Annotated in this window: 11 protein-coding genes; 9 read left to right on the top strand and 2 right to left on the bottom strand. The window is 68.9% G+C overall.

All coding sequences use genetic code 11. The features are described from left to right. Positions 1–42: 42 nt before the first annotated feature. The 6 genes from eccD to ACY34M_RS38815 all read left to right on the top strand — a co-directional run bounded on the left by eccD (position 43) and on the right by ACY34M_RS38815 (position 7,133). Positions 43–1,512 carry a type VII secretion integral membrane protein EccD gene (gene eccD / locus ACY34M_RS38840; RefSeq protein WP_462723149.1) on the top strand — a complete coding sequence of 490 codons (1,470 nt, stop codon included), beginning with the start codon at positions 43–45 and terminating at the stop codon, positions 1,510–1,512. Positions 1,513–1,712: 200 nt separating this feature from the next. Next, entirely contained in the window at positions 1,713–2,000 is a 288-nt protein-coding gene (rpsO, locus tag ACY34M_RS38835) for a 30S ribosomal protein S15 (RefSeq protein ID WP_306323305.1), read from the top strand. 293 nt (positions 2,001–2,293) lie between these two features. Continuing rightward, positions 2,294–4,513 (top strand): polyribonucleotide nucleotidyltransferase, encoded by a 2,220-nt coding sequence (locus ACY34M_RS38830; protein ID WP_462723150.1) that lies wholly within the window; start codon positions 2,294–2,296, stop codon positions 4,511–4,513. Further along, a complete protein-coding gene (locus ACY34M_RS38825; protein WP_462723151.1) occupies positions 4,510–5,886 on the top strand; it encodes a M16 family metallopeptidase in 1,377 nt (458 codons plus the stop codon). Before ACY34M_RS38830 ends, ACY34M_RS38825 begins: the two co-directional genes overlap by 4 nt. Positions 5,887–5,915: 29 nt before the next feature. Then, complete coding sequence (gene dapB, locus ACY34M_RS38820) at positions 5,916–6,671, top strand: 4-hydroxy-tetrahydrodipicolinate reductase (protein ID WP_462723152.1); 756 nt, start codon at positions 5,916–5,918, stop codon at positions 6,669–6,671. Positions 6,672–6,680: 9 nt separating this feature from the next. Continuing rightward, positions 6,681–7,133 carry a hypothetical protein gene (locus ACY34M_RS38815; protein WP_462723153.1) on the top strand — a complete coding sequence of 151 codons (453 nt, stop codon included), beginning with the start codon at positions 6,681–6,683 and terminating at the stop codon, positions 7,131–7,133. 98 nt (positions 7,134–7,231) lie between these two features. Here the strand turns inward: ACY34M_RS38815 and ACY34M_RS38810 are convergent, their stop codons facing one another. Both ACY34M_RS38810 and ACY34M_RS38805 read right to left on the bottom strand, forming a co-directional pair. Continuing rightward, entirely contained in the window at positions 7,232–7,786 is a 555-nt protein-coding gene (locus tag ACY34M_RS38810) for a hypothetical protein (RefSeq protein WP_462723154.1), read from the bottom strand. Positions 7,787–7,905: 119 nt separating this feature from the next. Next, on the bottom strand, positions 7,906–8,145 hold the full coding sequence (locus ACY34M_RS38805; RefSeq protein WP_462723155.1) for a hypothetical protein: 240 nt from the start codon (positions 8,143–8,145) through the stop codon (positions 7,906–7,908). 221 nt (positions 8,146–8,366) lie between these two features. On the opposite strand from ACY34M_RS38805, the gene thyX reads away from it, so the two are divergent. From thyX to ACY34M_RS38790, 3 genes are all read left to right on the top strand, one after another. After that, on the top strand, positions 8,367–9,107 hold the full coding sequence (gene thyX / locus ACY34M_RS38800; RefSeq protein WP_462723156.1) for an FAD-dependent thymidylate synthase: 741 nt from the start codon (positions 8,367–8,369) through the stop codon (positions 9,105–9,107). Between the two features lie 302 nt (positions 9,108–9,409). Then, positions 9,410–10,309: a 4-hydroxy-tetrahydrodipicolinate synthase gene (gene dapA, locus ACY34M_RS38795; protein ID WP_462723157.1), complete on the top strand. Its 900-nt coding sequence runs from the start codon at positions 9,410–9,412 to the stop codon at positions 10,307–10,309. A 147-nt stretch (positions 10,310–10,456) separates the two neighbouring features. Continuing rightward, on the top strand, positions 10,457–12,142 hold the full coding sequence (locus ACY34M_RS38790; RefSeq protein ID WP_462723158.1) for a ribonuclease J: 1,686 nt from the start codon (positions 10,457–10,459) through the stop codon (positions 12,140–12,142). Positions 12,143–12,378 lie beyond the last annotated feature (236 nt).

Here is a 12,378-nt window from a genome sequence, read left to right as displayed (position 1 = left end):
ACCGATACCACGCCAAGTCATGACATTAGGGGGAACCGCGAGGTGAGCACCACAGCTCTTGCCGGAGGCGGGACCGGCTTCTGCCGGGTCACCGTCGCCGCACCGGACGCACGTATCGATGTGGCCCTGCCCGAAGACGCCGCCCTGGCCGACATCTACCCGGAGATCCTCCAGCTCTCCGGTCAGAGTCAGGCCGAGGGCGACCCCACCGGGTACCACCTGGTCCGCCGGGACGGCACCGTCCTCGACGCCGGCCGCTCCCTCGCCGACCAGCGGGTCCTCGACGGCGACGTGCTGCTGCTGCGCCCGTTCTCCGAGTCGCTGCCCGCCGCCGTCTTCGACGACGTCTCCGACGCGGTCGCCTCCGCGGTCCGCCGCGACCGGCGCCGCTGGAGCGACGGCCTGATGAGCGTCGTCGGTCTCGGCGCCGGCGTCCTGCTGCTGACGCTCATGGCGTTCGCCCTCTGGTTCTCGAACCCGATCACCCGCGACATGCACAGCCTGCCCGGCATCATCGCCGGTGTCGTCGGCGTGCTCCTCGTGGCCCTCGCCGTCGTCCGCGCGCGGGTGTACGACGACCGTGCCGCGTCCACCTCGCTGGGCCTCGCCGCCCTGCCGCACCTGCTGATCGCCGGCTCCGGGATCTTCCCGACCGACACCGGTTCCGGCCCGGGCCGCCTCCAGCTGCTGTCCGGCTGCGTCGTGGTGCTCATCGCCTCCGCGCTGCTCGTGGTGCTGCTGCCGCACGGCGACGCCGTGTTCGTCGCCGCCGCCCTGGGCTCGGCGGTCGGTGCGCTCGCCACGTTCGGCGCACTGATGACCGAGGCCTCGCCGAGCGAGGTCGCCGCCGTCACCGCCGTCGTCGCGATCATCGCGATGGCCTGGCTGCCCGGCCTCTCGGCCCGCTCCGCCCGGCTGCCCATCGGCTACCGCTCGCCGGACCAGATCTCCCAGGGCCGTGACTACGGGCGCGACGAGGAGGAGCACGTCGACTTCGACCGCATCGGCGCCCAGGTCCGCCGCGCCCACGAGCTGCTCCTCGGTCTCGTCATCGGCTGCGCGGCCCTCGCCGTCGCCTCGGCCGGCGTGGTCCTCGGCTTCTCCGACAACGTCTGGGCGCAGCTGCTCGCCCTGGCCGCCGGTATCGCCGTCATGCTGCGCGCCCGTCTGTTCGACTACACCGCGCAGGTCGCGTCCCTGGTCGTCGGCGGTCTGGTCATTCTCGGCCTGCTGATCCTCGGCGTGACCCTGAACACCCCGCAGTCCCTCCTGCAGAGCTTCCTGCAGGGCGACAGCGCCCCGCTCAACATCCACATCCTGTGGTTCGCCGCCGCGATCGGCGGGGGAGCGGCCCTTCTCGTGATCGTCGGCCTGTCCGTGCCGCGCAAGGGTGTCTCCCCCTTCTGGGGTCGCATGCTCGACCTGTTCGACGGTTTCGTGCTGCTGACCCTCGTACCGCTGTGCCTCGCGGTGCTCGGTCTCTACACGCAGGTGCGCAGCATGGTCAGCTGATCCGCCGCCCGGTCGGCCGCTGTGAGAGCGGCCGCCGGGCTGCTGGTACGCTGTGTGACGGCCGTTTGTGTACGCGCCCCCGGCAGCAGGACTCTCCTGGGGGCAGCGCCCAGCGGATCCCCGCCTCCCGAGTTGTGGAAGCTCTCCTGAGATGTAGACCAGGGGCACTCGGCGGCAATCAGACTCTACGAGGAGTAAGCGTGGCTCTCGACACCGCTACGAAGAAGCAGATCATGACCGAGTTCGGCACCAAGGAGGGCGACACCGGCTCCCCCGAGGTCCAGGTCGCCATGCTCTCCCGCCGCATCTCGGACCTGACCGAGCACCTCAAGACGCACAAGCACGACCACCACTCGCGTCGTGGCCTGCTCATCCTGGTCGGCCAGCGTCGCCGCCTGCTGCAGTACCTGGCCAAGAAGGACATCCAGCGCTTCCGTACGCTGGTCGAGCGCCTCGGCATCCGCCGCGGTGCGGCCGGCGCCCGATAAGACGCTGTGAGAGGGGGCGGTTCCCGATTGTGGGGGCCGCTCCCTTTGCCGTACGTGCGCACTGTCACTGAGGCTTTGTAGTCTGGTGACGTACGACTACGCATATGAGGAGAAGCGTCCTCACGCCGCCGCCGGTCCTCGGTAGTGGCCCCCGGAGACGCAAGAGGATTTCCGGGAGCTTCGATCGAAGACCGGCCCGCATCCCAGGCGCGCTTCTCCACACCGTCCCCCGGCCACACGGGCCGAGCGGGACAAAAGACGCATTCAGACGAAAGTAAACGGAGAGATCGCTAGTGGAGAACGAGACCCACTACGCCGAGGCCGTCATCGACAACGGCTCCTTCGGCACCCGCACCATCCGCTTCGAGACGGGCCGCCTGGCCCGCCAGGCCGCCGGCTCCGCCGTCGCCTACCTCGACGACGACACCATGGTGCTCTCGGCCACCTCGGCCTCGAAGAACCCCAAGGACCAGCTCGACTTCTTCCCCCTCACGGTGGACGTCGAGGAGCGGCAGTACGCCGCCGGCAAGATCCCCGGCAGCTTCTTCCGCCGCGAGGGCCGTCCCTCCGAGGACGCCATCCTCACCTGCCGCCTGATCGACCGCCCGCTGCGCCCGTCCTTCAAGAAGGGCCTGCGCAACGAGATCCAGGTCGTCGCCACGATCATGGCGCTCAACCCCGACCACCTGTACGACGTCGTGGCGATCAACGCCGCGTCCGCGTCCACGCAGCTGGCCGGCCTGCCCTTCTCCGGCCCGGTCGGCGGCGTCCGCGTCGCGCTGATCAACGGCCAGTGGGTCGCGTTCCCGACGCACACCGAGCTCGAGGACGCCGTCTTCGACATGGTCGTCGCCGGTCGCGTCCTTGAGGACGGCGACGTCGCGATCATGATGGTCGAGGCCGAGGCTACCGAGAAGACCATCAAGCTGGTCGAGGGCGGCGCCGAGGCGCCGACCGAGGAGGTCGTCGCCGCCGGTCTCGAGGCCGCGAAGCCCTTCATCAAGGTGCTGTGCAAGGCCCAGGCCGACCTCGCCGCGAAGGCCGCCAAGCCGACCGCCGAGTTCCCGATCTTCCTGGACTACCAGGACGACGTGCTCGAGGCCCTGACCTCCGCGGTCAAGACCGAGCTCTCCGCCGCGCTCACCATCGCCGGCAAGCAGGAGCGCGAGGCCGAGCTGGACCGCGTCAAGGGTCTGGCCGCCGAGAAGCTCCTCCCGGAGTTCGAGGGCCGCGAGAAGGAGATCTCCGCCGCGTACCGCTCGCTGACCAAGTCCCTGGTCCGTGAGCGCGTCATCAAGGAGAAGAAGCGCATCGACGGCCGCGGTGTCACCGACATCCGCACCCTGGCCGCCGAGGTCGAGGCCATCCCGCGCGTGCACGGCTCCGCCCTGTTCGAGCGTGGCGAGACCCAGATCCTGGGCGTCACCACGCTGAACATGCTGCGCATGGAGCAGCAGCTGGACACCCTCTCCCCGGTGACCCGCAAGCGCTACATGCACAACTACAACTTCCCGCCGTACTCCGTCGGTGAGACGGGCCGCGTCGGCTCCCCGAAGCGCCGCGAGATCGGCCACGGCGCGCTCGCCGAGCGCGCGATCGTGCCGGTCCTGCCGACGCGCGAGGAGTTCCCCTACGCGATCCGCCAGGTCTCCGAGGCCCTCGGGTCCAACGGCTCGACGTCCATGGGCTCCGTCTGCGCCTCCACCATGTCGCTGCTGAACGCCGGTGTGCCGCTCAAGGCCCCCGTCGCCGGTATCGCCATGGGCCTGATCTCGCAGGAGATCAAGGGCGAGACGCACTACGTCGCCCTCACCGACATCCTCGGTGCCGAGGACGCCTTCGGTGACATGGACTTCAAGGTCGCCGGCACGAAGAACTTCGTCACGGCCCTCCAGCTGGACACGAAGCTCGACGGCATCCCGGCCTCCGTCCTGGCCGCCGCCCTCAAGCAGGCCAAGGACGCCCGCCTCCACATCCTCGACGTGATGATGGAAGCGATCGACGTCCCGGACGAGATGTCCCCGAACGCGCCGCGGATCATCACGGTCAAGATCCCGGTCGACAAGATCGGTGAGGTCATCGGCCCGAAGGGCAAGATGATCAACCAGATCCAGGAGGACACCGGCGCCGACATCACGATCGAGGACGACGGCACGATCTACATCGGTGCCGCCGACGGTCCGGCCGCCGAGGCCGCCCGCGCCACGATCAACGGCATCGCGAACCCGACCATGCCGGAGGTCGGCGAGCGCTACCTGGGCACCGTCGTGAAGACGACGACCTTCGGTGCGTTCGTGTCGCTGCTCCCGGGCAAGGACGGTCTGCTGCACATCTCGCAGATCCGCAAGCTCGCCGGCGGCAAGCGCGTGGAGAACGTCGAGGACGTCCTCGGTGTGGGCCAGAAGGTCCAGGTCGAGATCGCCGAGATCGACTCCCGCGGCAAGCTCTCCCTCATCCCCGTGGTCGAGGGCGAGGAAGGCGACGAGGCGAAGAAGGACGACGCCGACAAGTGACGTCCCGTAGCACCAAGACGACGGCCCGCACCTCTTCGGAGGGGCGGGCCGTCGCCCGTACCCAAACCCTCATCAAGGGCGCAGGCGGCGCCGGCACGGTCCGCAAGACGACGCTGCCGAACGGCCTGCGCATCGTCACCGAGACCCTGCCCTCGGTCCGCTCGGCCACGTTCGGCATCTGGGCGCACGTCGGCTCGCGCGACGAGACGCCGACGCTGAACGGCGCGACGCACTACCTGGAGCACCTGCTCTTCAAGGGCACGTCCCGCAGAAGTGCCCTCGACATCTCCGCGGCCGTCGACGCGGTCGGCGGCGAGATGAACGCCTTCACGGCGAAGGAGTTCACCTGCTACTACGCGCGTGTGCTCGACAACGACCTGCCGCTCGCCATCGACGTCGTCTGCGACATGCTGACCGGCTCGCTCATCGAGCAGGAGGAGATCGACGCCGAGCGCGGCGTGATCCTCGAAGAGATCGCGATGACCGAGGACGACGCGGGTGACTGCGTGCACGACCTGTTCGCGCACACCATGCTCGGGGACACCCCGCTCGGCCGCCCGGTCCTCGGCACCGTCGACACGATCAACGCGCTGAGCCGGAACCAGATCACGCGCTTCTACAAGAAGCACTACGACCCGACGCACCTGGTCGTGGCCGCGGCGGGCAACGTCGACCACAACAAGGTCGTCCGGCAGGTTCGCGCCGCCTTCGACAGGGCCGGCTTCGACGCCGCGCCCGCGGCGCCCCTGGGCCCGCGTGCCGGCCGCAAGACCTTGCGCGCCGCCGGGCGGATGGAGCTCCTCGGCCGCAAGACCGAGCAGGCCCACGTCATCCTCGGCGTGCCGGGCCTGTCCCGCCACGACGACCGCCGCTGGGCCATGGGCGTGCTCAACACGGCGCTCGGCGGCGGCATGTCGTCCCGGCTCTTCCAGGAGGTCCGGGAGAAGCGCGGCCTGGCGTACAGCGTGTACTCGTACACGGCGGGCTTCGCCGACTGCGGACTGTTCGGCGTCTACGCCGGCTGCAGGCCGAGCCAGGTGCACGATGTGCTGAAGATCTGCCGCGACGAGCTCGACCAGGTCGCCGAGCACGGCATCAGCGACGACGAGATCAGCCGAGCCATCGGCCAGCTCGCCGGTTCCACGGTCCTCGGCCTGGAGGACACCGGGGCGCTCATGCACCGCATCGGCAAGAGCGAGCTGTGCTGGGGCGAGCAGATGTCGGTCGACGCGATGCTGGAGCGCATCTCTGCGGTGACCCCGGACGACGTGCGCGCGGTCGCACGCGACATCCTGGGACAGCGCCCGTCCCTGTCGGTCATCGGTCCGCTCAAGGACAAGCAGGCCTCGCGCCTGCACGAAGCGGTCGCGTAACCGACCCTCACGTAAGGATCACGGAGAACATGAGCAAGCTGCGCGTGGCGGTCATCGGAGCCAAGGGCCGCATCGGTTCCGAGGCCGTACGGGCCGTCGAGGCGGCCGAGGACATGGAGCTGGTCGCGGCCCTCGGCCGCGGCGACAAGCTGGACGTCCTGGTGGAGTCCGGGGCCCAGGTCGCGGTCGAGCTGACCACGCCCGACTCGGTGATGGAGAACCTGGAGTTCTGTGCACGCCACGGGATCCACGCCGTCGTCGGCACGACGGGCTGGACCGACGAGCGCCTCGCGCAGCTGAACCAGTGGCTGGCGGACGCCCCGGAGACCGGCGTGCTCATCGCGCCGAACTTCTCCATCGGAGCGGTCCTGACCATGAAGTTCGCGGAGGCGGCAGCGCCCTACTTCGAGTCCGTCGAGGTCATCGAGCTGCACCACCCGAAGAAGGTCGACGCCCCCTCGGGCACGGCCGGCCGCACCGCCCAGCTGATCGCCGCGGCGCGGGAGAAGGCGGGCAGCGCCCCGCAGCCCGACGCCACGGCCACCGCGCTCGACGGGGCGCGCGGCGCGGACGTCGACGGCATCCCGGTCCACTCCGTCCGGCTGCGCGGCCTCCTGGCGCACCAGGAGGTCCTGCTGGGCGGTGAGGGCGAGACGCTGACGATCCGGCACGACTCGCTGCACCACAGCAGCTTCATGCCGGGCATCCTGCTCGGCGCCCGCAAGGTCGTGTCCACTCCCGGCCTCACCTTCGGCCTGGAACACTTCCTCGATCTGAACGGCTGACCTGCTGCGATGCGCGCGAAAATCACCTACGCCGTCACGGCCCTGGTCCTGGTCTTCTACTTCGTCCTGGCCGGCGACCGCGGCGTCATGCTCATCCAGCAGGGCACGGCGCTGACGATCACCTTCGGCGTCGCGGTGCTGATCCTGCCGGTGATCGGTGTGTGGTTCCTCTGGGCGAACACCCGGTTCGTCACCAAGGCCAACCGTCTCGCCGAACTCCTGGAGGAGGAGGGCGGGCTGCCCGTCGACGAACTCCGGCGCGACGAGTACGGCCGCATCGACCGCGACTCCGCCGACGAGGTCTTCGCCAGGCGGAGGGCCGAGACGGAGGACGAACCGGGGAATTGGCGCTGCTGGTTCAGGCTCGCCGTCGCCTACCGGGACGCACGGGACACCCCGCGCGCGCGGAAGGCGATGCAGCGCGCGATCGCACTCCATGAGGGCCGCTCCGTGAGCGTCTGATCCCCGTAGGCCCGTGGTCTACGTACGACGAAGGGGCCGCACCGGCATCGTGCCGGTGCGGCCCCTTCGTCGTAGGGATACGCCTGCGCGCGCGTGCATCAGTGGCGCGCGCGGTACTCCTCGGCCCAGACCTCGATGCTGTCGGCGGCTCGGTCGAACGCCGTGCCGCGCCCCAGGAAGTCCGCGTTGTGGCTCGTGAGCAGCGTCGTCTGGTCCCCCTGCTGATCCCGCTGTACGAGGACCAGGGCCTGCCCCTGCACGGTGCGGGGCAGCCCGAGCCAGCGCACGGGCTGCTGCACCGTGCGCGCGGTGGTGACCTGGTCCCACGAAGCCGTACGGGTGACGAAGAAGGCGACGTGCCGGAGCCCGCGCGCGCTCACCCAGGTGCCCATCCGGAGCAGCCGCAGCGCCGCCGCGATGATCAGCACGGCGAGGACGCCGCAGATCGTCGCCGCGGACGTGTCACCGGCGACGGCGATGATCACCGAGGCGAACAGTACGTACGACGCCAGGAGCAGCAGCATCGCGGCCGCGCCCACCCGGTAGGGTCCGGGCCGGTACGGACGGCGCCACTGGTCGCGGTCGTCGAACGGCAGCGGGGTCTCCGCGGCCTCGTCGAAAGCACGGTCGGCCGTCAGGAAGGGCAGGGGCACGACGGGTCCTCACTCGTCCACGCGGTATGGGGGCTGTGCCCGGTGAGGCTATCCGGGGTCGCACCCGCCTTCCACCCCAGGGGGTCCGGAGGGGGAGGGCCGGCGACCGGCGGCGGTCGTCAGCGACTGTCGGAGGCCTCCGACTGCTGTACGTGCGACGACGTCTGATCGATCGACAGGGCCGGCATCCCGATCAGCAGGGAGCCCACGATGCCGGCCACGACGGTGAGGCCGGCGAGCGCGCGAACGGCGCGCTGCCCGGTCGAGGGGCGCTCGGGTGCGGGCGGTGTGACGTTGCTGCGGAACTTGTCGGCTTCGGCGATGAAGGCGAACGGTACGGGCTCGCGCCGACGGAACATTGGACTGCGTCTCCTCAAGCGACTCAAGTGGCTCGAACAAAGTGTGTTCATCTACACAGACGAGCGATCGCTTCAAAGGGTGCCCTGTTTCACCAAATTCACCAAACTTCGCTCCTCTTCGCCGGAGATCGTCGTGAGAAGCGGCCGAATGCCCTGTTGTCAGTGGCGGCCCGTAGAGTGGGCGCCGCCCTTGGTGAAGTGATCGGAAGGACCCCGGCAGCATGACCGAAACCCCAGCTGAAGAGCTCAAGCCGACGTTCCGCGGCGACGTGACAGTCGAGCTGGTGAAGCACAACGCGAGCGACTCCGACGTGCTGTTCGCGGCTCGCGTCTCGACGCTCGGCGAGCAGTCGATCGACGAGCTGTCGAAGGACCCCGAGCGCTCCAAGGGCCTGATCAACTATCTGATGCGGGACCGGCACGGCAGCCCCTTCGAGCACAACTCGATGACGTTCCTGATCAGCGCCCCGATCTTCGTCTTCCGCGAGTTCATGCGGCACCGCGTGGGCTGGTCGTACAACGAGGAGTCGGGCAGGTACAGGGAGCTCCAGCCGACGTTCTACGTTCCGGACGCCGACCGCAAGCTGGTCCAGGAGGGCCGCCCGGGCAAGTACCGGTTCGTCGAGGGCACGCAGGCGCAGCAGGAGCTGACGAGCCGCGTGATGGAGGACTCGTACCGCCAGGCGTACGAGGCGTACCAGGAGATGCTGGCCGCGGGCGTCGCCCGTGAGGTGGCCCGCGCGGTGCTCCCGGTCGGCCTCTTCTCGTCGATGTACGCGACGTGCAACGCGCGCTCCCTGATGCACTTCCTCGGCCTGCGCACGCAGCACGAGCTCGCCAAGGTGCCGTCGTTCCCGCAGCGGGAGATCGAGATGGTCGGCGAGAAGATGGAGGCGGAGTGGGCCGAGCTCATGCCGCTGACGTACGCGGCGTTCAACGCCAACGGCCGCGTGGCGCCGTAGTCCTGAAGAGGGGACCTGAACAGGAGTCCTGAACAGGAGTCCTGGCCAGGGCCGCCCGTGATCGGCCCGGCGTCGACCGAGAGTTCCCGCATCGGCACAGATGTACGGGCACTCGACCGATGTGTCCGTATTGCGGCTTTTCGGAAAGTTCATCTAGCCTGATCAAACGGACCCGGCACTGCTTGAACCCCCGAGCAGGCAGTGCCGGGCTCCACCTTTGTCGGCCTTGTCGGCGATTCGTCCGGACTTGCCACATCCCCCGAGGGGGGACCCGGTACTGAGCAGCGAGTAGCGTGTTACCCATGGCTCCGACCTCGACTCCGCAGACCCCCTTCGGGAGGGTCCTCACCGCCATGGTCACGCCCTTTACGGCGGATGGCGCACTCGACCTCGACGGCGCGCAGCGGCTCGCCGCCCACCTGGTGGCAGCAGGCAACGACGGCCTGGTCGTCAACGGCACCACCGGCGAGTCCCCGACCACCAGCGACGCGGAGAAATCGGATCTCGTACGAGCCGTCGTCGAGGCCGTCGGCGACCGCGCCCACGTCGTCGCGGGCGTCGGCACCAACGACACCCGGCACAGCATCGAGCTCGCCCGCCAGGCCCAGCAGGCCGGCGCGCACGGCCTGCTCACGGTGACGCCGTACTACAACAAGCCCCCGCAGGAGGGCCTGCTCCGCCACTTCACGGCGATCGCCGACGCGACCGAACTCCCCGTGATGCTCTACGACATTCCGGGCCGCAGCGGCGTACCGATCAACACCGACACGATCGTCCGCCTCGCCGAGCACCCGCGCATCGTGGCCAACAAGGACGCCAAGGGCGACCTCGGCCGTGCCGGCTGGGCCATCGCCCGCTCGGACCTCGCCTGGTACTCCGGCGACGACATGCTCAACCTGCCGCTGCTCTCGGTCGGCGCGTGCGGCTTCGTGTCGGTCGTCGGCCACGTCGTCGCGCCCGAGCTGCGCGCGATGCTCGACGCCTTCACGACCGGCGACGTGCACAAGGCGAAGGAGATCCACCAGAAGCTGCTCCCCGTCTTCACCGGCATGTTCCGCACGCAGGGTGTCATCACGACGAAGGCCGCCCTCGGCCTCCAGGGCGTCCCCGCGGGACCGCTCCGCCTGCCCCTCGTGGAACTCACCCCCGAAGAAACGGCCCAGCTCAAGATCGATCTTGCTGCCGGCGGGGTACAACTCTGATCACAGACTTGGCAAAGCTCCACAACTGAATGAACAGAATCAACAACTGAACAGCAAGACCCAGGAACCACCACAACTGCTATTGCACGAACGTCATGCGCGCCACGTGCCTACAGGTACGTGGCGCGCGTGGTTGAGGAGAGTCTTTTGAGTCATCCGCATCCTGAACTCGGCGCCCCGCCGAAGCTTCCGAAGGGCGGCCTGCGCGTCACCCCGCTCGGCGGCCTCGGTGAGATCGGGCGCAACATGACCGTCTTCGAGTACGGAGGCCGTCTGCTGATCGTCGACTGCGGAGTGCTCTTCCCCGAGGAGGAGCAGCCCGGAATCGACTTGATCCTGCCGGACTTCACGTCCATCAGGGACCGCCTCGACGACATCGAGGGCATCGTCCTGACGCATGGGCACGAAGACCACATCGGCGCGGTCCCGTATCTCCTCCGCGAGAAGCCGGACATCCCGCTGATCGGCTCCAAGCTGACCCTCGCCCTGATCGAGGCGAAGCTCCAGGAGCACCGGATCCGCCCCTACACGCTCGAGGTCGCCGAGGGCGAGCGCGAGCGGCTCGGCCCCTTCGACTGCGAGTTCGTCGCGGTCAACCACTCCATCCCGGACGCGCTGGCCGTCGCCATCCGCACCCCGGCGGGCATGGCGGTGCACACGGGCGACTTCAAGATGGACCAGCTTCCGCTGGACCGCCGCCTGACCGACCTCCCGACCTTCGCCAGGCTCGGCGAGGAGGGCATCGACCTCCTCCTCACCGACTCGACGAACGCTGAGGTCCCGGGCTTCGTCCCGCCCGAGCGCGACATCTCCAACGTGATCCGTGGCGTCTTCGCCAGCGCCCAGAAGCGGATCATCGTCGCGTCCTTCGCCAGCCACGTGCACCGCATCCAGCAGATCCTGGACGCCGCGCACGAGTACGGCCGCCGGGTCGCCTTCGTCGGCCGCTCGATGGTCCGCAACATGGGCATCGCCCGCGACCTCGGCTACCTGAAGGTCCCCGCCGGTCTCGTCGTGGACGTCAAGACGCTCGACGACCTCCCCGACAGCGAGGTCGTCCTGGTCTGCACGGGTTCGCAGGGCGAGCCGATGGCGGCCCTGTCCCGCATGGCCAACCGCGACCACCAGATCCGGATCGTCTCCGGCGACACGGTGATCCTGGCGTCGTCGCTGATCCCCGGCAACGAGAACGCGGTCTACCGCGTGATCAACGGCCTGACCCGCTGGGGCGCGAACGTGGTCCACAAGGGCAACGCCAAGGTGCACGTCTCGGGCCACGCGTCCGCTGGCGAGCTCCTGTACTTCTACAACATCTGCAAGCCGAAGAACCTGATGCCGGTCCACGGTGAATGGCGCCACCTGCGCGCCAACGCCGAGCTCGGCGCCCTCACCGGCGTCCCGCACGACCGCATCGTCATCGCCGAGGACGGCGTCGTCGTCGACCTCGTCGACGGCAAGGCGAAGATCTCCGGCAAGGTCCAGGCCGGTTACGTATACGTGGATGGCCTCTCGGTCGGCGACGTCGGCGAGCCCGCGCTCAAGGACCGCAAGATCCTCGGCGACGAGGGCATCATCTCGGTCTTCGTGGTGGTGGACTCCAGCACCGGCAAGATCACCAGCGGCCCGAACATCCAGGCCCGTGGTTCCGGCATCGAGGACTCGGCGTTCCACGCCGTACTCCCGAAGATCCAGGAAGTCCTGGAGAAGTCGGCCCAGGACGGAGTCGTCGAACCCCACCAGCTGCAGCAGCTCATCCGCCGCACGCTGGGCAAGTGGGTCTCCGACACCTACCGCCGACGCCCGATGATCCTTCCGGTCGTCGTCGAGGTCTGAGGCACGTAAGGAGCGGGGCGCCTCGATTTGCATCGGGGCGCCCCGCTCCAGTACGTTTACGGCTCCGCTTCAGGGGAACCCGGCGCTCTCAGCCGACGGGATCACATACCCGACGGGGCGGAAATTCCGACTCAGAATCTCTGATAAAGTCGGCACCGCCGAAAGGCAAAGGCCCTCCAACGGCCACCGGAAATGAATTCCGAACCGAGAACGGAACGGAAAACGGATCTGGTAGA

The sequence above is a fragment of the Streptomyces sp. EDA2-14 genome, from assembly GCF_054963755.1.
Note: the sequence above shows the minus strand (reverse complement) of the source record. Positions and strands in the feature narration are given on the sequence as shown.